The sequence below is a fragment of the Nocardia thailandica NBRC 100428 genome (genome assembly GCF_000308795.1).
Taxonomy (GTDB): domain Bacteria; phylum Actinomycetota; class Actinomycetes; order Mycobacteriales; family Mycobacteriaceae; genus Nocardia; species Nocardia thailandica.
The window spans coordinates 1-22,273 of sequence record NZ_BAGK01000302.1 but is presented as its reverse complement, the minus strand read 5'-3'; the positions used below and the strand labels follow the sequence as shown (position 1 = coordinate 22,273).

The following is a 22,273-nucleotide window of genomic DNA, read 5'->3' as shown; positions in this document are numbered from 1 at the left end:
ACGCCCGATGTCGATAGTCTATGCTTAGCCTTACCTACATAGAAGGAGATCGACCTCATGATTCGCTCGTTCGCCGCGGCCTCCCTGGCGGCTGCCGCCCTGCTGATGCCGGTCACCGCCGCCGTGGTCGCGACCGCCCCGGTCGCCGTCGCCGCGCCGGCCGCCCCGTCGGCAGGCGAGCTCAACGGCGTCGTGCAGTCGGCGTTCAACGGCAACTCCGGCGCGCTCGAGTCCGGCGACGCCTCCTCGATCGCGGTGGTCCGCGAACGCGTCAACGCCATCCCCGGCTACCACTGGTCGGTCGTCGGCCCGGTCTCGGTCGACGGCGACGTCGCCTCGGCCACCATCAACAGCAGCCTCGGCGACTACACCTTCCCGATCCCGGTGACCTTCAAGTACATCGGCGGCGCGTGGAAGCTGTCGCAGGAGAGCGAGCAGACCCTGATCGGGTACGCCACCATGTCCTGGTGACCTCCCGCCTGCCCGAGGGCCGGTGATCTCCGCGCGGAGGTCACCGGCCCTCGGCCGTCGGGGGCGCCGCGAGCAGCCCGAGGATCGCCTCGGCCTCCTCCCTGCCCGGCGTGGGCAGGCTCCCGCGGCCGTGGATGAAGCCGATCCCCAGATAGACCATCGCCCCGGCGCGCAGCCGCGCCTGTTCCGGGGTGAATCCCAGTTCGAGCAGCCCGGCGCGGATGGTGTCGAAGACCTGCCGGTCCAGCGCGCGCACCGCCGCGGCCACTCGTTCGTCGGTCAGCGCCCACTCGCGCACCCGCGCCTCGGTGGCCCAGGTCCCCTCGTCGGACAGGTTGGCCGCCATCTCCGCGATCCGCCGTTCCACCGGCAGCGATTCCAGCGCGCCGAGCGCGCGCACGATCTCCGACTGCCGCGCGCTCCAGCGATCGGCCATGGCCGCCATCAGCTCGTCGACATCGTCGAAGTGCCAGTAGAAACTGCCCTTGGTGACACCGAGTTCCGCGCACAGCCGCGGTATGCGGATGGCCGCGACGCCCTCCTTGGCCAGCAGCGCCAGCGCCCCGTCGACCCAGTCCTCGTAGGACAACCGAGGGGCGCGGCCGCGCCGCTGCGAGGCCGCCTTGCGCGACAGCCGCGCCGCGCCGCCCGCGGACGGCGCGCCGGTCGGGTCGGGCGTCATCGACGCGCCCGGGAGACGTTCGCACACACGGCCTCGATGGTAGGCGACCTTCCTCGGCGGACACGGATCAGCTTTCCATTCAAAACAGTACCGTTATCCATACCCATTGGTACAGTCATCGGGTATCGCCAGGAAGGGCCGACACGATGGCAGAGCCGATCACGCACAGCAATCCGCCACCGGCAGGCACGGCGCCCGCCACGCCGGAACGCCGCTGCCCCACCGCATTCCGCTACTGGGAGGCCCGCGAACGCCCGGGCGTCCGGCGCGCGGAACGCCTCTTCACCACGCTGACCGGGACCCGCCTGTTCCCCACCGACGAACAGGCCACGATCCTGTGCGCCGACCTCTTCACCGGCGACCCGACCGCCGAGCGCTTCGTCGCGGAGGTGATGCGCGCCGAACACGGCGGGCGCACCGGCCGCGACCTGCTCGAGACCGCGCTCACCCACGGCATCGACGCCGTGCCCGACGCCCCGGAATCCATGCGCGCGCTGTTCGCCGAGTTCGAGACCGTGCCCGACTGGGTCGTCCCCGAACTCGTCGAGCAGGGCGCGGCGATCTGGCGGCGCTGGGGCACCATGCTGTTCAGCTTCGCCGGCGCCGAGACCCTGGAGATGTACACCGAGGCCGCCGTGGCGACCCCGCTGTCGCTCGCCGGCGGCTACGCCGGCGACAGCGCGCTGCGCCGCTTCCTCGAGACCACCCGCTTCTGGATCGACGTCTCGGTCCCGCACGCCCTGCTCACCCCCGGATCGGCCGGCCGCGCCACCGCGCTGAAGGTGCGGGTCATGCACGTGTCGGTGCGCGCGGGCGTGGCACGCCATCCCGAATGGGACATCGAGCGCTGGGGCCTGCCGATCAGCCAGACCTACCAGCTGCTGACCCTGCTCGCCGGCAGCGTCACCCCCGGCTTGGGCCTGTGGGCGCTGGGCTACCAGACCACCCTCGCCGAGATCCGGGCGCTGCTGCACTTCCAGCGCTACCTGGGCCACCTGCTCGGCGTGCGGGTCGGCTGGTACCCCGAGACGGTCGCCGACGGCCTGCGCGTGCTGGCCATGACGATGATCTCGCGCTCCTACGACGCAGGCCCGCACGGCGCCGAACTGATCGAGTCCTACCCGGCCGCGTTCGCGCCCCGCGACGGCCACCGCGGCCTGGTCCGCCTGCGCGAGAAGTACAACTACCGCATCAATTCCGTCTACGCCGCCATGTACATGGCACCAGGCACCCGGCGCAACTACCGCATGCCCCCGGCCTTTCCATGGCTGCTGATCCCCGTGCTGCGCTTCCCGCTGATCACCGCGACCGAGCTGGTCCGGCGATTCTGCCCGCCGTTCGCCCGCGTCCACGAGCGGATCATGGTGCGCCACCGGGAGAACTGGTACCGCGCCCAGATGCGGGGCCGGGAAGCGGCCTTCGACGCGGTGAGCGCGCTGCGCCGATGACCGACATCGTAGAAGCCTGGAACGGCCCGGGCCGCCGGGACGGAACGCTCACCCCGATCGAACCCTGGCACAACGGGTTCCACCCCTCCCCGCGCAGCTCGGCCTTCGAGCACTGGTACTTCGACGCCCACCTCGACTCCGGGCACGTGGTGATCGGCTTCTTCATCAAGCGCCGCCCCGAGGACCCGCCCTTCGCCCGGCCCTGGGTGGAGATGATGGTGTACTCCCCCGACGGCACCCGCCGTCAGGTCGCCCGCCGCTACCCCCGGTCGGCGGCGACCTTCGCCGTCGGCGGCTGCGACGTGCGCATCGGCGCCAACACCGCCCGCGCCGAACCGACGGGCGACGGCCCCGCCGTGCACCACTTCCACATGGCCGAGGACGACCTGGTCTTCGACCTCACCTTCACCAACGAGACCCCCGGCTGGCTGCCGGGCCGTGGCGAGACCCGCTTCGGCCCCGAGGACCGCTTCGGCTGGGTCGTGCCCGCGCCCCGCGCCCGGGTCGAGGGCACCGTCGAGATCGACGGCGCGCGCCGCGAGGTCACCGGCCGCGGCTACCACGACCACAACTGGGGCTCGGGCGACATGAAGCGGATCATCGACCGCTGGCACTGGGGCCGCCTCTACACCGAGGACCACACGCTGCTGTTCGCGACCGTCGTGACCCAGCCCCGCCTCGGTGCGCACGCCATCGCCCCGCTCATGCTGGCCGACCACGACCGGATCACCCTGTCCACCGGCGAGACCACCCTGACCGAGGGCCCGCCGGTCTTCGACCCCGTCGCCGGCCGCACCCGCCCGGAATGGATCGAGCTGCGGATTCCCGGCGAGGTCGAGCTGCGCCTGGAGGTCACCCGGGTGATCCACGCCCACGACCTGCTCGACGACGTGCCCCTGGTCCGGTCGCGCCCGCTCCGCGCGCTGGCCCACCGCCTGATCGGCCACCCCGGCTACTTCCGGTTCGAGTCGGCGTTCACCCTGACCGTGCACGGCCCGGGAGGGCCGCTCACCCGGACCGGGACCACCCTGCACGAGCTGGTGGCCCTCACCTGAGACGCGACACCGTAGGCCCGCTATCGAAAGTTTGTTCGATAGCGGGTAGGGTGCGCCCATGCCCGAGAAGCCTCGATCCGACCCGGCGGCGGCGACCCTCGCCACGGTGCGCAGGCAGCTGCTCGACGCCGCCGCGTTCGGGAAGACGCTGTCGCCCGACCAGCTCGAACACATCGCCGCCCGGCTCGGCGAGTGCCTGCGGGCCTACGCGGAGGCCGTCGGCGAGCCCGGCACGGCCCGCCCCCTGCACCCCCGTTCGCGGCGGGGTTACTGCGGCGGGCGCGAGGAGCCCGGACACTGAACCACGTCGGTGGCCGCTGCTAGCGTCGGGCCGCGCGGGCACCGGCCGGTGCCCGCGGGAACCGACATCAGGAGAGTCCCCATGCCGAGGGAACTGGGCGATCTGGCGTACGCGCACCGGCTCGCACCCGCGGAGCGACCCGTCGTCGACGGCGAGTACGACAACGCCCTGTTCGAGGCCGGGACCTGGGACGACCCCGACGGCCGCAACGCCCGCTTCGGGGAATGCGCCTTCCGCGGCGTCGTCGTGGCGGGCGGCCTGCTGCGATCGGCGCGCTTCGACGACGTCTGGATGCACGGCGTGCGGTTCACCGGCACCGACCTCACCGACTCGGCCTGGCGCGACACCGAGATCGCCGAGGGCGCGTTCTCCGGGGTGGAGGGCAGCGGCGCCGAGCTGCGCCGCGTCACCTTCCACAACTGCAAACTCGACTCCGTGAATCTGCGCGGCGCCACGCTGACCAAGGTCGATTTCGTCGACTGCGTGCTGCGCCACGTGGACGTGGGCGGCGCCGCGCTGACCGAGGTGCGTTTTCCCGGCACCGAGATCGGCGAACTCGTCGCCCGCGGCGCGCGCCTGAAGAAGGTCGACTTCCGCGGCGCGCAGTCCCTCGGCATGGCCGACGGCGTCCAGTCGCTCTCCGGCGCCACCGTCACCCGCCACCAGCTGCTGGAACTGGCACCGGCTTTCGCCGCCGCCATCGGCCTGTCCGTCGGCTGAGCCCGACCGGTCACACCGGGGGCAGGCCCTCCACGACCAGCTGGTCGTGCACCATCGCGGCCAGCGTCGTGGCCAGCGGGTCGAGCGGGGTCTCCGGGATCGGCATCCCGTCCTGCAGGCGCACCTCGATCAGCCCCGCCGCGAGCACGAGGAAGTCCAGCGAGCGGACCATGCCCCACGTGCGCAACACGATCGATTCCGCCACCGGCGAGGGCACGATGTCGCGGGTGCGCCACCGATACAGGTCCGGCGCCGGGGTCGTCCCGTAGCGGCGGTGCGCGTTCGCGTAGCCGGTGCGTCGCCGGTCCATGATGAGCCCGGTGGGCACCTGCGCGTAGAGATGCTCGCACAGCACCGCCCGGCGCGCGTCGTCGTGCGCCAGGCTGCGCAGCCGCGCGAAAACCTGGACCGGGGGCAGGTTCCGGCCCGTGGCCCGGCGCCAGGCGACCAGCAGATCGTCGAGCAGACCGACCTCGGCGATCCCGATGCGGTGGGTCAGGTCCGCGAGGTGGGCGTCGATGCGCGTGAGCCGCGCGGCATACGGTAGTGCGGGGTCGGCGAGCCACTCCTCGTGGATGCGGACGACCTCGGACCGGACGAGCGGATCGACATCGCGATCTCCGGCGAACGACATGCGGGTGGTACCTCCGAACTGGTGTCGCCCCGCATGCTAGGCCCGCGCGACCACACCGGCACCCGGAGCGCGGATTTCGGTGGCAGCTCACCAGGCGCGAGCACATCCCCGGATGACGGCGCACAGGTTTGCCACGCGCGCGCGCCACCTGCGCCGAGGCGGCACCCCGCGGGCACGGGCCCGCCCCGCGCCGGACCACCGGCAATTCCCGTGCACACAAATGCAATTGCAGATGAAAGTTCGAAATCAATCACCGGAAATCGGCGCGGAAAAACCCGAAAAGCCCTCTGGACAATCCGAATCATTCGGATAACATGACTCACAACACCGATGCGTAATCGAGATTCGTTGCAGGAGTTGACCACCCGGACCAGCCGGAACGTCGACAGAGCACGGCCTGCACCCGGCGGCGATGCCGGACGCTCGGGTTTTTCTTTTTCTCGCGACGGCGCCGGTGGGTGGATACCGGCGCCGCGCCCTGTAGAAGTGGGGATCGCATGGTGAATCTGATGGCTCATCCCGCTCCGGCCGCGCTGCGGCCGTTCGCCGGTCACGAAACCGCCCCGGCCGATCTGATCTTCGCCTCCTCCCAGGCCGACCTGCGCGGCAGGCCGCACGAGGTCTGGGACCTGCTGTCCCGCCCCGCCGGGATCGCGCGATGGATGTCGGACCATCACGCCTGGCACGGCCGGGTCCCCGACCGGGTCGACGCGGGCGACGAACTCGAGGCCCAGATCCGGATGTTCGACATGATCCAGGACGTGCGACTACTGGTCACCGAATGCGTTCCGCAGCGCATGCTCTCGATGGTCGGCGTCGGCTCCGTCGGCATCGTGCTCACCTACCGCGCCGACCTGGCCCCCCGCGACACGGGCACCCACCTCACCCTCGAGATCGGCCTCGGCGGCCCGGTCCTGCGCGACGTCGACGTCACCGTCCTCGGCGCCGCCGTCACCCGCGGCCTCGACCATCGCGTCCAGCACCTCATGGCCGTGGCCGCCTGATCCTCTCCGGCGTGGCTCGGGTCGCCCGGTGACCGTGACCGGGCGACCCGGACCGTTCAGTCCCGCGGCGGGTCGATGAAGATGTCGTACTCCAGCTCACCGGTACCGCCGTAGCGCGACAGGTCGGTGATGCCCTCCTCGCGCAGCACATCGACGTCGATGAAGGCGTTGCCGGTGACCGTGCGCGCGTCGCGGGCCAGGATCGCCACCGCCGCGTCGGCCATGATCTCCGGCGTGCGGGCCTTGGCGACGGCCTCGTCCCCACCGAGCAGGTTCTGCACCGCCGCGGTCGCGATGAGCGTCTGCGGCCACAGGCAGTTCGCCGCGACCCCGTGCTCGGCGTACTCCGCCGCCCAGCCCAGCGTCAGCAGGCTCATGCCGTACTTGGCCAGCGTGTAGGCCGGGTGCGCGCCCAGCCACTTGGGGTCGAGGTTCACCGGCGGCGACAGGCTCAGGATGTGCCCGTTGGCGCTCTCGCGCAGGTGCGGCAGCGCGGCCCGGCTCAGCAGATAGGTGCCGCGCAGCTGGATCTGCTGCATGAGATCGAACTTCTTGATCGGCAGTTCCTCGGTGCCCGCCAGCGCGATCGCCGAGGCGTTGTTCACGCAGTAGTCGATGCCGCCGAAGCGCGCCACGGTCTGCTCGACCGCCGCGTTCACCGACGCCTCGTCGCGCACGTCGCCGACGACCGCCAGCGCCTGTCCCCCGGCGGCCTCGATCTCCGCGGCCGCCGTGTGGATGGTGCCGGGCAGCCGCGGATCGGGCACGTCCGTCTTGGCCAGCAGCGCCACGTTCGCGCCTTGACGCGCCGCCGCGACCGCGATCGCCAGCCCGATGCCACGGCTGCCGCCGGACATGATCATCGTGCGTCCCGCCAGGGGACCGGGTGCAGTCATCGGCATGCTCCTCACTGAGTAGGTGGCCGCGACCACGGCCTTCGCGGCAGACATTACACATTCACTACAACCGTGCCAATAGTGAAATAGTTAGACTCGGTCCCGTGACTCCCGCCGCGACCGCCCCGCAGGTGCGCCCGGTCTCCGCCCGCACCGCCCTGGTCCGCATCCTGCTGGTGGCCGACCCGCCCACCCTGACCTCCCGTCAGATCTGCGCCGCCACCACCCTCGTCGGCTACCCCGAGTCCACCATCCGCGTGGCAGTCTCGCGCATGGTCACCGCCGGCGAGCTGCGCCGCGCCGACGGCACCTACACCCTCGACCCCGCCCTGCACGCCCGCCGCACCGACCTCGCGCTCCCCACCGAGCTCCCCTGGACCGGCGACTGGGAACAGGCCCTCGTCACCACCACCGGCCGCAGCCCCGCCGACCGCGCCGCCCTGCGCGCCACCCTGCTCGACCTGCGCCTGGCCGAACTCCGCGAGGGCGTCTGGATGCGCCCCGCCAACCTCGCCCGCCCCTGGCCCGACACCCTCACCACCGTCACCCCCCTGCGCACCCACCCCGTCCCCGACCCGCGCGACCTCGCCGCCCGCCTCTGGGACCTCGACTCCTGGTCCACCCGCGCCACCGCCCTCCTCACCGCCCTCCGAACCCCCGACCCCACAGACCGTTTCGCCGCCGCCTGCGCCGTCATCGAACACCTCCGCACCGACCCCGTCCTCCCCGAACCCCTCCAACCCCCCGCCTGGCCCGCCGCCCCCCTCCGCCGCGTCTGCACCGACTACCTCGACTGGTTCGCCACCACCCTCGGCCGCCCCTTCTACCCACCCGGAAATACCCGTCTACCAGCCGATTAGTTTCTACGCCGAGTAGTGCGGTAGTCTTTCCGAGCACCCGGCGACGGGGGCAAGGAACGGGCTGTGGCGCAGCTTGGTAGCGCACCTGACTGGGGGTCAGGTGGTCGCAGGTTCAAATCCTGTCAGCCCGACAGCGAAAACCCCCTCTGACCTGGGTCGGAGGGGGTTTTGTCATGCCCGGGGATTCGACCGGGAACGCCTCGAACACACACTTATTGCACAAAAATAGCCTCCCGGGTGTCCGGGACAGGCCCTGCCACGGCCGGAAACCGGGCTTCGAGACGGCATTTGCGGCTCCCTGGGGCGAAGATGTGACCAAGATCTCGCCGCGCTCAACGGCCCTGTCTCAGTGCTGCCGATGCGGGACCGGCGACCCGGCTCAGGATCGCCGGATGCCTGGCGCACGCGGCGTCCCTCGTATACGAGGCACCGCCGGTTTGCGGCGGGCTGGGGCTCGCGCCGCACCAGGGAATCGTGGCTAGACTCGACCGCGGGAGAACCGTCGGGGTCGAAGCGAGTGCCGCATGTGCGCGACCGATCCGTCATCCTTTACGCCCCTGTCTCCCCCGAGCGACGAGAACTGGCTCAGCAGCGTCGATCTCGCTGCCCGCTGGCATCTGCCGGTCAAGACGATCGCCTGCTGGGCATCCGCGGGCACCGGGCCCCGCCACACCCGCATGGGACGCCACCGCCGCTACCGTCTCGCCGACGTTCGCGCCTGGGAACACCACCACCTCGGCCTGTCTCCTGCCACCAGCGCGCCACCGATCGCAGCCTGCGTGGCCACCGATGACGAATCGTGGTTGACCACAAGCGACCTGGCCGCGCGCCTGCAGATCCCTATCAAGACACTCGCCGGCTGGGCATCAGCGGGCCAAGGCCCGCGCTACGCCCGCATCGGGCGCCACCGCCGCTACCGCCTCGCCGACATCCGCGCCTGGGAACACCAGCGCCTCGACACCCCCACCTCGGTCACAGACCAGCGCTGATTCCTCTCGCCTCGACCGACACCGACCCGCGCCGAGTACACCGCTCACACCGTGGCGTCCCTTCTCCCCCCTCCCGAGGACATGACCATGCCCGGAAGACCACCCCGCCCCGTCGGGACGTTCGGCTCGCCTTCCAAGCCGCGACGGCAGCGAAACGGCAAGTGGCGCACCACCGTGCGTCACTACGGCGCCTGGGGAATCACCCTGCTGCAGCGCACCGGCAACACCGCCTCCGAAGCCAGTGCCAAACTCGCCGAAGCCATGCGAGATTTTCGCGAGGCACCACCCGACTCGCCCATCACCCGCGCCACCACGCTGACCGAACTGGCCACCGAACTGCTGGTCTCGATGGCGATGGACCCGGCCTGCTCCCCCGGACTGATCGAGTCCTACCGGCGCGAGATCGAAGTCTCCCGGGACAAGCGGGCCAACCCCAACACGATCAAGATCGAGAACACCGTCGGACGCCTGCAGATCTGGCAGGCCACCACCGGTGAACTGGACCGCCACCTCAAACGCCTCGTCGCACTCGGGCTGCGCCGCAAGGCCCGACAGCACAAGATCATCCTGCGCGCCCTGATGCAGATCGCGGTCCGCCACGACGTCATCGCCATCAACCCCGTCGACGGCGTCGACGGCTTCCGCCGCAACCGTCGCCCCGTCCGCGGGAAAGTCACCGACATGGCCGCGCTGCCGGCCTTCCGCGCCCAGGTACGCGCATGGGCACGTGGAGACGAAATACCCGGCACACCCGGCTACCGCAGCGGCCCACCACGCGACTGGACCATCGTCTGGGTCGTCGACGTCATCACCGGCACCGGCATGCGGCCCTACGAAGTCTTCGCCATCCTCCTCAACGACATCAACCTCGACACCCCCGACCCCTACCTCGATGTCACCGGCACCCTGGTCGAAGCCCGCAAATGCCCCGGCGGCTGGATGCGGCAATCCGCGACCAAATCCCACAACGGATGGCGACGCATCCTGCTCCCACCCCACACCGTGACCGCCATCCGAGAAGCCATCAACGACCTCACCACAGCAGGACACCCAACCCCCTCGGACTCCTGTTCCCCGCACGCAACGGCGCACTACGCAACCCACACAACTTCGGACGAACCTGGCGAGCCGCACGCGGCGAGAACTTCGCATGGGTCACCCCACGCACCTTCCGCCGAGCCGTGGGCACGGCGGTCGACAACGCCACCGGAAACCCCGAACGCGCCGCACGACAACTCGGCAACACCACCGTCATCGCGAAAGCGCACTACATCGACCTCCCCGAAACAGCACCGGACAACCGCGCGATCCTCGAACGATGGGTACAAGGCGACCAGGACCCCAGATGAAAGACGCTGCTTCGTTTTCGCAGAGTGACGCTTAGTGCGTCTGCTCAGGATCAGGAGACCACCCGTGGTCCCAACAGACGGTCACCGCACGCCCGCGGCCACCAGTCGGGTCATCCGAGCTCAGGGTCGGTACCGATAGTCACCGTCGGGCACACGCAGCCACGCGTCCGGCGGTCCGGCGAATGCGCGCGCGTCACGCGGGCGCAACTCGGCCCACGCGCAGCAGTAGGCGAGGACGTCGTGCTGATACAGGTACGAGGTGAGGGTGTCCGCGGCGGAATCATCGTCGGACGGGTCGAGGGCGGGACTGATATCCGAGTCGGTGAGCGCGCCGTCGAGACTGATGCTGCCCTGGCAGCCGCTCTTCGGGTTGAAGTACATCCCATAGCATTTCGTGCCGGGAGACAGTCGGGCAGAGATGCCGGGCATCGAGGCGACATAGGACCAGGGCTGAACGATCACGCAGCCGCCAGGCATCTCAGTCGCCCACATCGTCAACTCGGTCGCAGCGGATAACAGCCGGCTCTCCGTGTCGTCCGGAGTCACCGATCCCGCCGACACGACCACGGCGTCCAACCGGTGGACGGCCTCGGCCGCGTCGATGCCCGCGACGCAGACCAGGCTCATCCCGTCGGTCCATGGTGTGTCCAGCGCCGTGTTCAGCTGGAGTCTTTCTTCGACCGATGCCTGTTCGGAGGCCGACAATGCGCCGGCTCCCAGCGGATGCTGACCTGCCAGGCTCAGCTTTGCCGGGGACCAGCCCGCCATCATCGGTCGCGCCGGATCAGCGCCCGCAGCCAGCAACGCGCGAGCGTTGTCGTGACGGTCGGCATACACCGCACGCCACAACGCGGTACGGCCCCACGCCATCGCGTCGACGTCGCCCACCCGTGACGCCAGCTCCGCCACCACCTCCACGGACCCGTTTTCGGCGGCCATGTCCAGCGGTCTCTGCCGGCCACGCAGTAGGAAATCGGGATCGGCACCCGCTTCCAGACGCAGGTATCCGCCCTGGATCGGCCCATTCCCCCCAGCCGAGGCCAGCCCAGCCACCCTGCCCGTCCTGCGTGACTACAGTGTGCAGCCCGAACATGCGTTCGACAACCTGTTGCGTAGCCCAAGCCCCGCCCCACCGACAGCTTCTGCGGCGCGAAGCAGACCTGTGCGCCACGCCGCATCGACCAGGAGTCGGCGCTGGGGGGTCGATGGTGGTCATCGGCACATGCGCGCGATCGAGCCGGACCGCATCTCACTGTCGTTGCTCGGCCACTACGCGGATGACCGGACCGACATCGCATTCGACGCCACGAACACGGCGACGCGCCTACGGTCACCCTCCCGATGGCGCGCTCATGGTGGAAGTCGGCGGCCGTCACCGGTGTGGCGGCCGCCGGGCGGGTCGGCTCAGTGCGGCTTGATCTCGACGTTGAGGCGGTCCTCTTTCCCCCGGTCGTCGCTGTGCCAGGCCTCGATCTTGATGATCTGGTCGAGGCCCATCTCCAGCACGACCTGGAAATCCGATCCGGCAGGACGCTTCGTCACCATCGCGCCGCGAATCGTCTCCACGAGCCGAGCGTCGTCGGGGCTGCGAGCGCCGCGCTTCTCGGGCAGGTCCTCATACAGCCGCAGGACCCAGCTCGACGCCTCGTCGATCCAGCTGTAGTCCTTCGGATCGCTCCGGAAGGCCAGCCGGTCGCCGGACCGGATGAGATAGCTCAGAAATGCCTCGTCCCGTTCGGGTGAGTAACACCTGATCGCGTAGCCGCGCGAGGTGATCGACCGCAGATCGAGTCGCAGCAGCCGGGCCACCATGGACCGCGGAAAACTCGTGCGCACCGCGAACTGCCGAATCTGCGACTGTACCTCGTCGGAGTCCCAGTCGATTTCCGACACCGCGTCCAGGCCGAGCTTGGCCAGCAGTTCCTTTTCGAACAGCAGCTTCTGCGCCCAGATCGCGGCGCCCTTGGTCACGGCGAGATCCGGATCGGCTCCGACCTTGAGTTCCTCGAGGCCGAACTTCTCCAGTACCCGGTTGCGGATCGACGGTGTACGCGTCATTCCGCCGACGAAGAGCACCTTGGTCGGCTCGGTGCCCTGCCGGCGGGCATTGTCCAGCGCCCGTTCCGCGATCGCCAGACACTTGCCGATCAGCTCGTCCACCTGGGACTCCATCTCGGCGCGTCGGAGTTCGACGTTCATCGACAAGCCGGCCGATTCGCCGCTCCCCCACACTGGGATATTTGCGCGCTCGGTGGCGCTGAGGCTTTCCCTGGCCGTCTCCACCGACAGCATCAGCCGCGCTCTCGCGCCCGCCTCGGCGGTCGGCAGGTCGGCGTCGGGGTACTTGCGGCCAAATTTCTCCGCCAGGGCCAGCGAGATCGTCGAATCGAAGTCCTGACCACCCAGCAGCAGATCGCCATCGATGGACGCCACCGTGACACTGTTCCCGGACACCTGGACCACGACAGTGTCGAACGTCCCGCCGCCGAGGTCGAAGACCAGGACACCGGCATCGTCGAGGGCGACCCCCTGCTGGAACAGGTACGACAGCATGGCGGCGGTCGGTTCGTTGATGATGTCGAGGACCTCGAGACCCGCCTGCTCGGCGGCGGAGCGGGTCCTTCTGCGTTCGGGCTCACCGAAATACGCGGGTACGGTGACCACCACATCGTGCACCTCGAGTCCGGTCATCGAGGCCGCGGACTCCGCGACGTGCTTCAACAGGACAGCGGAGACGTCCTCGGCCGAGTAGGACATCCCGGGTCTCGCGGGTGGACTGAACCGCCAATCGGCGTCCGACATCTGGCGTTTGAACAGCTGTGCGCAGTCCCTGGCCAGGTGCCCCTGGTTCTTCGCCGGCATCCCGACCGTGTGCGTGTTGGGCTCGAACAGCACGACAGACGGCGTCATCGGCCCGTCGGACAGGGTGATGACCTGCGCGTTGCCGTACCATCCCCGGTCCGGCAGATTGGGCGCGACCATGCCGATCGAGGTCCTGGTCGTACCGAGGTCGATACCGAATCCCACGTTCATCGCTGATCCTCCCGCTCCGGCTGGTGCCGTCGGACTGTGTGCTCGTCGACCGGCGGTCCGGCCGGACAAGACTCGGCGCGCCCTGCGGGCAGGGACCCGAAAGTGAGCGGATATCCACCGTTCTCGGCAGGGATCTCACTGATCCGCCGGGGCGCGGGGCCACCTCTGCCCTGACCGTATCCGGACGGCTCCGGCGCCGGTTCGGAATAGCCCGGTCCCGCCGGGACGAACTGGTACAGCCGGATCTTCGGCGTCCGCACGACGCCGGAGCCGTCGGCGAACCGCCATCCGATCTCCGCGACTTCGGCGACGCGGTCGGCGAGAACCTCGTCCGTGGTGGGCACCATCGAGTCGTCCGAGCACATGATGTTGTAGTCGAAGGGCGCGCCCGAAGCCGCGGTGAGCGGCACGATCCCGATCTGCGCGAGGAGTTGTTCGATATTGCCGCGCTGACCGGCGACGACGTCCGCGTGCGGACCGCCCGCCGCCACCACGATGCCGAGCTGGTCGTGCGCGGCTATCAGGGCGCGGTAGGCGGGTTCGGTGGTGGCGGGCGGTGGGGCACCGACCTGTCCGGCGGCCAGCAACGTACTAAGCGAGGATCTCTGCTGGTCGATCTCGTCTTCGAGACCTCCGATCCGGCTGCGCAGCGCGCGCAGCTCCTCGCCGACCGCCGCGGACTCGCGAGCGTTTTCTTGCAGCACCGCCCTGATCTGAGCGAGATCGTTTCTGCTCGCCCGAATTTCGCCGTCGAGCCCACTGAGCCATTGCTCGACCTGGTTGTCCTGAGCATCGGCCAGCACTCGGCCGAGATCGTCGAGAACCTGGGCAGCATGTCTGATGCGCTGTGTGACGTCCACTGATGTCCTCTTTTCTGCAGCGGCGGCCCGCTGCCGGGTCGGGATGTACTTCATCCGGTCGGTCCACCCCGCTCGCGCAGCCAGTGCAGGGGCCGTGCGTCGGTCCGGTATTCGGCAGCGTCGACTTCGATGGTCGTTCCGGTGTCGGCCACGATCCGCAGCCGCCCGTTGCCCAGGTCCGTAACGACACAGCCGTCACGGACGTCGAACACACGGGTCGCGGCGCGTTTCGCCGGCGCTGGCTGTCGCGGTGGCACCGGGACTTCGGGCGCAGGCGGCGGCTCCGGCGGTGGGGTCGGGGTAGGGATCTGATCGCTCTCGGCGCCGATCCAGTTGTTCACCGGCACGAAGGTCGGTTCCGCGTCGGCGGGCACACCGGCGATGGTCAGGTCCAGCGACCGATGCGTGTCGTTGAACGACTTCACCCGCGCGATCAGCCGATCGCCCCGGCTCACGAGCTCGGTCAGCGCCGCGGTGGGCTCGCGAGCGAAGTCCTTACGCGGGATCGAGCCCTTAATTCCGGCGCCCAGCTCGGCGAAGACACGGTTGTCGATGACGTTGCGGACTACGCAGGCGACCAGGTCATCGCGTCGGCACGCGGCCTTGGCGTAGTCGTAAGGCTCCGGTGTGAGCTCTTTGCGGGAGAGCTCGACGGTTCGTTTCACCCGGTCGATGCCGATCACCCGGACCGTGACCCGGTCTCCGACTGTCAGCACCGATTCCGGGTGGTCGATCCGGAAGTGAGCGATGTTGCGGATGTGCAGCCTGCCGACCAAGGACCGGCCGATCTTGATGTGGGCACCGGAGGGCGTCAGGCGCGCCACCACTCCACTGAGTTCCGAACCTTCCTGGTAGTGCTCCACGAATTCATCGAACTGCTGCACATGATCACCTCCGTTGTGGGCGTCCAGTCGTTGCGGAATCAGGACTTCGCGTACGCCGGTCTCGGTTCCGAGGGCCAGACCGGCCGACCAGTCCGGTTGCAGGTGGTGGGTGCGCGCCCAGAATGTCCACACCTCGTTGAGCCACTCGGCCGAATCATCCAGTCCGGCAAGCGCCTCCGCAGCGGCCCGCGGTACGGCCGTACCCGCGGCGGGGCACAGGTGCGCGCCCCCGGGGAGCACAGCGCCGCCGCCCTGGCGATCGCCGTCGAGCCGGACACTGTAGGAGGTACAGATCCGTTCGACCTCCGATCGCGGCTTGCCCGTGACGTCGAGGCGGACGCCACGGGCTCCGTCGAGCCGGACCAGCACCGGCGCTCCCGGCTCGGGAATCGGACCGACCGGCAGTTCGGACACCGGGAAGCAGAAGTGGTGGCGTACTCCGGCGCGCGAATCCTGGTGCAGGAGCCGGACCGTGAGTCTGCCACGACCGTCCGGCCGGGCGTGCACAACGGCCGGCAGTGTGCTCGCGCCCGACGGTGCGGTCAAGGCGAGGTCGACATGCTTGCGCAGCACCTCGAGCAGTGTGATGGTGAAGCAGCCGGGCGCACGGGCGGCGATCACCGTCGCGTTGAAAACCGCACCGGTCGCCAGCTCCGCGAGCTGGGTGGTCCAGCCGCTGTCCAGCGACACCGCGACCTGCCCGAAGTCTTCCTGCTGTTCTCTGCCCCGTTCGGCTTCGCGCAGCACGAATCTGCCCGGCCGGTCGATGCGGTAGAACAGCCGCACCGGTCCCTGGTGGTCCGCGGTCGTCGGCCCGACCCGGACCGCAGCCACATCACCACTGGCGGTGCCGGGTTGCGCGGCCGGGTCACCGACGTAGGTACTCGGCCGCCAGTCCGCGTCGAGCAGCACGCGCCACCCGTTCCGGCTTCGTTCGTAGCCGACGACCTCGTACCATCCCACCGAGGGCCGCGTTCCGTCGGCGAGCCGGAGATCCGGCTGCCGCAGCGGATGGACGGTGAACCGTCCCGACCACTGCGCGAACGTGGGCCGTCCGGCGCCCGCCGGTTCGGGCTCGCACCTGTCGCGGCAATCGGCGTCGCGGCCGGACAGGCACGCACCGCATTGCCCGCAGGCCGAGTCGGCGGGTTCGGCGAATCGGTCAATCTCGGTGGTCGGCTCCGGGTCGTGGTCACCGACAGGCCGGGTACCGACCGCGCCGAGTTCCCCGGCAGCATCGGCGGCGGTGCCCTCTCCCACGTCGAGACGCTGCCGCAGCCGTGCCAGCCGCCGCCCGGCGGGTTGGGCGTCGCGGGCGAACGGCACGATGACATCGACGACGTCGCCCGCGTCGAGACGCACCCTCTGCCCGACCGGGTACATCGTCAGGATGTCGAGCGCGGCAGCGTATTCCGGGTCCGGTCGGCACTGCCGCCCCGCGGTCTTCAGCAACGTCGCCGCCGGTATCGCCCCCGTCGGTTCATCGGCGCCCCAGGCCTGCGGCCGGATCGCCCGCACGATCCCGCTGATCTCACCGGGTCCACCACCGCGAACGATCCTGCGGCGAACCGGGATCACGTCGTCGAGGTCGCGCCCGCACAGCACGCCCCGGTCGAGCGCGCTGGGCTCCGGCCGCGCCGCCGCGGCGGCGGGAACGTAGTGGTCACCGACGCGGAGATGCCGATATTCTCTGAACCCCAGGGAGATACACAGCCGCGCCCGGTCGAGCAGCACGGGCTCGGTGAATCGTTTCGACGCTTCCTTCATCGCCGACGACAGCGTGTCGACGATATCGCGGCGGGCCTCGGCAGCGGCGGCAACGACATCGGCGCCGACATACCACTGCCTGCACCATCGCCGACGGGGCTCGGAGTCCACCCAGGGCGCCTCGTCCGGATCGGCGCGCTCCCAGGCCGCCATCACCAGCAGGGCGAGCTGTGCCTCGTCCTGCGCGAAGGCGGCCAGGCCTCGATGCCGGAGCGCGGCGTCGAGGCGGTACTCGTCGGGCCACGAGCACGAGTCGGTGAGAACCGAGTCGGCGAACGCGGTCAGCATCGGCCTGTCCTCGAGCAGGCACAGGATCGCCGCGACTTCCGGTACGCAGGCGAGGCGATCGGCGTACATGATCGCCAACGCCCGGCCCACCGAGCCGTTGCCCTGGAACCGACTCAGTTCCCGGCCCAGTGCGGTCGGGTGGCCGTCGCGATCCACGGCGCCGCGCTGTGCGAGCGCCTGGTCCGCACGGCCGAGTTCAGCGCGGAAGACCGCCATCGACCGGCGGGACGCTTCGTCCAGTTCGGTATGGGTGGGTTCGAAGGCGGCGGGCCACGGAAAGGCGGTGATGTCGTCGATGCCGCCCAGCCGCGTGGTGAGCACCAGTGATTCCAGATTGTCGCGGGTCGAACCGGGCGGGGTGTTCTCGACGAGCCCGGCGTACTGCGCTTTGGTGTAGAGCGGGAACACCCAGCCTGGTGCCTTGCGGCCTACCCGCCCCCATCGCTGGCGTATCCCGGACCGGCTGTGTGGGCGCGTCCGGATGTCCTTGTGCACGTGGACCGGATCCCATTCCGACTGTGCGATGAGCCCGCTGTCCACAACGAACCGGACGCCCTCGACGGTCAGCGAGGTCTCGGCCAGGTTGGTCGAGATGACGACCTTGCGCCGGTCGCCCTTGCGCCGGGCCCGCAATGCCGCGTCCTTCAAGCCCTGCGCGGTCGACGCCTGCAGCGCATAGACGTCGGCGCTCTCGCCGACGCTACGGCGGATCAGTTCGCAGGCGGCGTCGATGTTCTTGTAGGTGGGCAAGAATCCGAGCACGTCGCCGTGGATGCCTGCGGCGTCGAGACCGCGCACCAGCCCGACCACGAAATCGCCCAGGACCGTGGGCATCTGCTGTTTCCACTGACCGATCGGGATCTCGCCGGTGAAGCGCATTGGCAGCAACGCACGAGTCGTGGCGTGCAGGTCCTCGATCCAGCCCACGTCACCGGGATCGACGACCTCGTCGGAGCCGAGCGGCGGCGCGTCCCGGACCGGCCAGTGTCTCTCGGCGAATCCGACCTCGTCGGCCGCACCGTGTTCCCGCAGCGGCAGTTCGGCGGACTCCGGCCAGATGGTGTCCCCGGTGAGCGGATCGTCGAGGTCCGGGAACAAGGGCATGCCGTAGCCGATCGTTTTCACCGGTTCGACGACCTGGACTGCGGCGACCCCGGGTCCACCGAAGTACTCCTGATAGAAGGCTTCGTCGAAGGTGGCGGAGGTGACGATCACCCGTAGGTGGGGGTAGTTGTGCAGGTTCCGCTTCAGGAATCCGATGATGAAATCGATATTGGTGCTTCGCTCGTGCGCCTCGTCGACGATGACCGTGCCGATACGGCTGAGCCTGCCCTCGCGCAACCAGTTGATCATCGTCCCGTCGGTGACGTAGACCAGCTGGCAGGCGTCGTTGTGGTTGCGGTCGCCCTTGACCTGGTATCCGACCGGAAAGCCCGCACCGACGCCACCGGCCCCCGACAATCGCGTGCCGACGAAGGTCGCCACGCCGGTGGCGGCCTGCACGCGCGGCTCGGTCACCACGATCGGCCCGAGCCCGGCGAGGTCGAACACGCCGTTCGGTGGTGGCGCGATCCGGAGTGCGGCCAGGTCGGATGTGGTCGGTGGGTCCATGAGTCGGTAGGGCGCGAACGTCGATTTCCCCGTACCGGTGCCCGCCTTCAGGATCAGCACGCGGTGGGTGCGGAGGTGTTCGAGGATGTCGACGATGTCGGCGTCGGTCATACCGAACTCGAAGGCGGACAAGTCGGTGTCACCGGCACGCGCCTCGTGTAACGCGGGCATCGGACCGAGACCGCCGAGCGGCCCGCGCGGGTCGGCAGGGTCGCGTACCGCGCCGATCGTGCGCAGGTCGATGTGTGCGACCGCGATGCCCTGAATGTTGGACCGATGGCTGCGGCGATGTTCCTCACAGCGATCCGATCGCGATTCGCCACGGTCGAGCCGCCCCTGCGCCCAGTGCTCGTTGTAGACGAATCCCTCGACACGCTCGCCGAGTTCGCGTTCCAGGTGGGTGACATCCGCGCCGGCCGCTCGCTCCGCGGCGACTCTAGCCTCGAGCGCGCGGATCTCGCGCCGGCAGTCCTTGCACGCCACCACCCGCATCATCGACCGGCCCGTACCCCGGGCGGGAAGTACCGTCTCGTGTTCGAGGGTCACGCGAACCACCCCGTCCCGAATCGGTAGTCCCCGCCGATCTCCGCGTCCCGCCGGAAGTACACCGGGGTGACCCCGAGACTCCTCGGACAGGCGAGCTGGTGTTCGGCCACCGCGCGGTAGAAGCCGACCACCGCGGGTTCGAGGCCGGTCTGGAACAGCTCGATGTGGGCGCGGGACTCGCCCCCGCCGGTCAGGTCGAGAAGTTGGGCGCGGCTGGTCTCGTAGACGAAATCGTCGGTTTCAGCGGCGGTTCGCGGCATCGACACCTCGATGTTGCGCAGCCAGGCGCCGTCCACGACGGTGTCCATCTCGGCGTGGCGGATGGACAGCAGTGCCAGCCGCAGCTCGATGTCGTAGTCGCCGTCCCGCGCGGCGGAAACGGGCACAGCCCGCAGTGGGAACGGGTATCGGGCGCGGGACCCGTCGCGATAGACGACCGGGACGTCCACCCGGTCCCCGCCGGGGCCGACGTGTGCGCGCAGAACCTCGGTGATAGTCGCGTTGTGAATGCCGCTGGGCGACACCGCGGTCGGAGAGCCGCCTGCGGCGCGCGACAACGCGGCCGCCACCTGGGATTCGAATCGCTGGGTCACCGCCCGGTGGCCGCCGGCTCCGTCGGGTGAGCGCCACGGCGGCGCCGGTGCCGCCGGTGCCGCCGGTGCACCGGTTCCGGTCGGTCTTCGGGTCTCACCGGATTCCAGCGGCAGCCGCAGGGTGAATCGCATCCTTTCGGGTGCGCCGGGCACCGGCGCGAAGACGGCGTCGACCGGCCCCGGCTGATGAACCCGCACTTCGGCGCCGGTGCGGGCGATCTCCGCGAATACCCACGCCTCCAGCTGGGTGGACAGCGCCTCGTAGCGCACCACGTCGTGCCGATCACCGGGGGCCGCCTTCAGCGCGCGTGCGGCGGCGGACTCGATGTCGGCGAGGAGTGTGTGCCGCTCGGCGTCGAGCGGCAGTTCCACCGAAACGACCCGCTCCACTGTCATGCTCGTGTTGTCCTTCCCGCGAGCAGTTTCCGTTCCACTGCCTTGTCGAGGTCCTCGGTCCGGTCGGGGCAGACCAACACCACGACATGGGGCGGGAGTTGCGGAAGGTCGCAGTCTGCGGGCACGGCCAGCGCGCTCACCCCAGCGCCCACGTCTGCCGCCACCCGGGCGGCCGTGGCTTCGGTAACGAAAGCCCGCGGATACACCGTCACCTCGGTGACCGGTGCCGTCCGGCGATCGGTCCACGGCAGGGCCATGCCGTCGGCCAGTCCGGTGAAGCGCACCGAACCCCACTGGGGATCGATGTGCCATCGCACACCGACCTTCATATCCTCGATCAGGCGTGCTGACCCGTCGGCGGCGGCCGCGTCGGTTGCGTTCAACCGCCGGAACAGCATCCCGAGCAGCACCGCGACCCGGCTCACTTCGGCTTCGGCGCGGCGCGCGTCGCGGTCCTGCCAGTCGGCGCCGCCCGCCAGGATCGACCCGGCCCGGTCTGTGGTGGCAAGCAAGTAGTCGAGCTCGATGGGGCGCCACACATCGGCCAGCAGCGCGTAGCAGAATCGTTCGGGTGTCGCGATGCCCGCGTCGACCGCCGCGTCGACGCGGGCGGCCAGTTCGGGCGGCATCGGGGTGACCGCGCGGAACAGCAGACGGGCTTCGCGCGGGCTGACTGCTGCGGGATCATCTGCGCCCAACTCGAATCCGGCCGCACGGGCGAAGCGCCGCAGACTCGCGGGCACCCGCATCTCCGGATGCCCCCGGTAGCGGGTCTCGATCGCCAGCGGCGCACCCGACCTGCCGACGCCGGACGCCGACAGCCGCGCGGGCCGGTCGAACCGGATCTCCATGGTGCCGCCACTGCTGTAGGCATCGCACAGCATAAGCGCAGCCAGTGCCCGGTTCGCCTCGTGTGTCGCCACGTGCGGTACCTCGCAGGTCTGCCATGCGAGGACACCCATCCCGTCGATGCCGGAATCGTGGGCAAAGGCCGCCAGTCCGATGATGACGTTCTGGCAGGCGATCCGCACGGGCCGGATGACGAAGTCGCGTGGCCGCTTCGACTTCCCCAGGTAGGCGACCTCGTAGGCGGGCCCGATCTCGTCCAGTATCCGGGTGAGCCCCCGCGGGCGCGCCGCCAGTTCCTCCACGACCGACGTGACGTAGGCGCCTGCGTCGGTGTCCAGCAGCGCCGCTTGTTGTTCCGGCCGCGTCAACCCGAGGTGCCATCGCACGACAACTCCCGCGCCTGGGAGATCCGGCCGGTCCAGCGGCGCAACGACCACGCACGCGAACGACTCGTCGTCGACGGGAAGCAGCGGGAACAGGTTGTCCGGCATGGGCCAGGGCGAGGACGCCGCCAGTTCACGGGCCCATCCCACGCTGGGGCAGTGCGCGACGCCCGGATCGAGCCGATAGGCCAGTTCCGGCAACTCGGTCGCCGCCAGCACACGGGCAGCATTCAGCCCGGACGGCACACACAATCCTCGTTGCCGGAAGTAATGATCCAAGTCAGGCTCCTCGGGACCCTCATCCACCCCGAATTCCCCTCTCGCCGAACAGATGTCAGAACTGTAACTGCGAGTATGCCGACTGTCTCGGGATCTCGATATGTCAGAACGTTGACATCAACGCCGCGAACCGATCCGCCGCCCTGGTGCCGCGCGCATACTGATGCGGAAGGCGGAGTGGGAGGAATGACAGATGGCTTGTGGCAATACCGACGTGTCCCGCGACGGGTTGGCCAGCGCGCCGGCGAAGCTCGGCCACCCGGCGCCGGTGACCGGCGGCGGTCAGGCCGACGCGCTCGCCGCGCTCGCCGAGGCGGCCGACCAGCGGACCGCCGAGCTCCTGGGGCGATTCACCCGGCCCGGGCACATTCTGGG

19 protein-coding genes and 1 tRNA gene are annotated in these 22,273 nt (G+C 69.7%); 11 read left to right on the top strand and 9 right to left on the bottom strand.

Annotated features, from left to right (window positions below):
• The first annotated feature begins 57 nt into the window (after positions 1–57).
• Positions 58–471, top strand: a complete 414-nt coding sequence (locus ON36_RS34345) for an MTB12 C-terminal domain-containing protein (protein ID WP_052314507.1) — start codon at positions 58–60, stop codon at positions 469–471.
• A gap of 40 nt (positions 472–511) precedes the next feature.
• Here ON36_RS34345 and ON36_RS29780 read toward each other — a convergent pair whose 3' ends face one another.
• Positions 512–1,180 (bottom strand): TetR/AcrR family transcriptional regulator, encoded by a 669-nt coding sequence (locus tag ON36_RS29780; protein WP_245558254.1) that lies wholly within the window; start codon positions 1,178–1,180, stop codon positions 512–514.
• A gap of 119 nt (positions 1,181–1,299) precedes the next feature.
• On the opposite strand from ON36_RS29780, the gene ON36_RS29775 reads away from it, so the two are divergent.
• The 4 genes from ON36_RS29775 (at position 1,300) to ON36_RS29760 (ending at position 4,677) form a co-directional block, all read left to right on the top strand.
• Entirely contained in the window at positions 1,300–2,601 is a 1,302-nt protein-coding gene (locus tag ON36_RS29775; RefSeq protein ID WP_043660710.1) for an oxygenase MpaB family protein, read from the top strand.
• A complete protein-coding gene (locus tag ON36_RS29770) occupies positions 2,598–3,656 on the top strand; it encodes a lipocalin-like domain-containing protein (RefSeq protein ID WP_043660708.1) in 1,059 nt (352 codons plus the stop codon). Before ON36_RS29775 ends, ON36_RS29770 begins: the two co-directional genes overlap by 4 nt.
• A gap of 58 nt (positions 3,657–3,714) precedes the next feature.
• Positions 3,715–3,957: a DUF6374 family protein gene (locus ON36_RS29765; RefSeq protein WP_043660705.1), complete on the top strand. Its 243-nt coding sequence runs from the start codon at positions 3,715–3,717 to the stop codon at positions 3,955–3,957.
• Between the two features lie 81 nt (positions 3,958–4,038).
• Positions 4,039–4,677, top strand: a complete 639-nt coding sequence (locus ON36_RS29760) for a pentapeptide repeat-containing protein (RefSeq protein WP_043660703.1) — start codon at positions 4,039–4,041, stop codon at positions 4,675–4,677.
• A gap of 10 nt (positions 4,678–4,687) precedes the next feature.
• Here the strand turns inward: ON36_RS29760 and ON36_RS33115 are convergent, their stop codons facing one another.
• Positions 4,688–5,311, bottom strand: coding sequence for a hypothetical protein (locus ON36_RS33115; RefSeq protein ID WP_052314506.1), 624 nt, complete (start codon positions 5,309–5,311; stop codon positions 4,688–4,690).
• 509 nt (positions 5,312–5,820) lie between these two features.
• On the opposite strand from ON36_RS33115, the gene ON36_RS29750 reads away from it, so the two are divergent.
• Positions 5,821–6,315, top strand: a complete 495-nt coding sequence (locus tag ON36_RS29750; RefSeq protein ID WP_157225082.1) for a type II toxin-antitoxin system Rv0910 family toxin — start codon at positions 5,821–5,823, stop codon at positions 6,313–6,315.
• Between the two features lie 56 nt (positions 6,316–6,371).
• Here ON36_RS29750 and ON36_RS29745 read toward each other — a convergent pair whose 3' ends face one another.
• Positions 6,372–7,211 (bottom strand): SDR family oxidoreductase, encoded by an 840-nt coding sequence (locus ON36_RS29745; RefSeq protein WP_043660727.1) that lies wholly within the window; start codon positions 7,209–7,211, stop codon positions 6,372–6,374.
• A gap of 104 nt (positions 7,212–7,315) precedes the next feature.
• Here ON36_RS29745 and ON36_RS29740 point away from each other — a divergent pair, with 104 nt between their 5' ends.
• From ON36_RS29740 to ON36_RS29725, 4 genes are all read left to right on the top strand, one after another.
• On the top strand, positions 7,316–8,071 hold the full coding sequence (locus tag ON36_RS29740; RefSeq protein ID WP_176569402.1) for a PaaX domain-containing protein, C- domain protein: 756 nt from the start codon (positions 7,316–7,318) through the stop codon (positions 8,069–8,071).
• Positions 8,072–8,128: 57 nt separating this feature from the next.
• Positions 8,129–8,202, top strand: a tRNA-Pro gene (locus tag ON36_RS29735).
• A gap of 393 nt (positions 8,203–8,595) precedes the next feature.
• Positions 8,596–9,060, top strand: coding sequence for a helix-turn-helix domain-containing protein (locus ON36_RS29730; protein ID WP_245558253.1), 465 nt, complete (start codon positions 8,596–8,598; stop codon positions 9,058–9,060).
• An 81-nt stretch (positions 9,061–9,141) separates the two neighbouring features.
• Complete coding sequence (locus tag ON36_RS29725) at positions 9,142–10,437, top strand: site-specific integrase (RefSeq protein WP_157225081.1); 1,296 nt, start codon at positions 9,142–9,144, stop codon at positions 10,435–10,437.
• 92 nt (positions 10,438–10,529) lie between these two features.
• Here ON36_RS29725 and ON36_RS29720 read toward each other — a convergent pair whose 3' ends face one another.
• The 6 genes from ON36_RS29720 to ON36_RS29690 all read right to left on the bottom strand — a co-directional run bounded on the left by ON36_RS29720 (position 10,530) and on the right by ON36_RS29690 (position 21,898).
• A complete protein-coding gene (locus tag ON36_RS29720; RefSeq protein ID WP_218001255.1) occupies positions 10,530–11,462 on the bottom strand; it encodes an ankyrin repeat domain-containing protein in 933 nt (310 codons plus the stop codon).
• A gap of 351 nt (positions 11,463–11,813) precedes the next feature.
• Positions 11,814–13,442 (bottom strand): Hsp70 family protein, encoded by a 1,629-nt coding sequence (locus tag ON36_RS29715; protein ID WP_043660693.1) that lies wholly within the window; start codon positions 13,440–13,442, stop codon positions 11,814–11,816.
• Positions 13,439–14,356, bottom strand: coding sequence for a hypothetical protein (locus tag ON36_RS35170; protein WP_157225080.1), 918 nt, complete (start codon positions 14,354–14,356; stop codon positions 13,439–13,441). Before ON36_RS35170 ends, ON36_RS29715 begins: the two co-directional genes overlap by 4 nt.
• Complete coding sequence (locus ON36_RS29700; protein ID WP_043660684.1) at positions 14,353–19,398, bottom strand: S1 RNA-binding domain-containing protein; 5,046 nt, start codon at positions 19,396–19,398, stop codon at positions 14,353–14,355. The genes ON36_RS35170 and ON36_RS29700 overlap by 4 nt, the downstream gene beginning before the upstream one ends.
• Positions 19,395–20,387, bottom strand: coding sequence for a hypothetical protein (locus ON36_RS29695; protein ID WP_157225079.1), 993 nt, complete (start codon positions 20,385–20,387; stop codon positions 19,395–19,397). The genes ON36_RS29700 and ON36_RS29695 overlap by 4 nt, the downstream gene beginning before the upstream one ends.
• Positions 20,384–21,898, bottom strand: a complete 1,515-nt coding sequence (locus ON36_RS29690) for a hypothetical protein (protein WP_157225078.1) — start codon at positions 21,896–21,898, stop codon at positions 20,384–20,386. Before ON36_RS29690 ends, ON36_RS29695 begins: the two co-directional genes overlap by 4 nt.
• A 193-nt stretch (positions 21,899–22,091) precedes the next feature.
• Between ON36_RS29690 and ON36_RS35165 the strand changes: the two genes are divergently transcribed.
• On the top strand, positions 22,092–22,273 hold a 182-nt coding region (locus ON36_RS35165), incomplete at its 3' end, for a hypothetical protein (protein WP_157225077.1).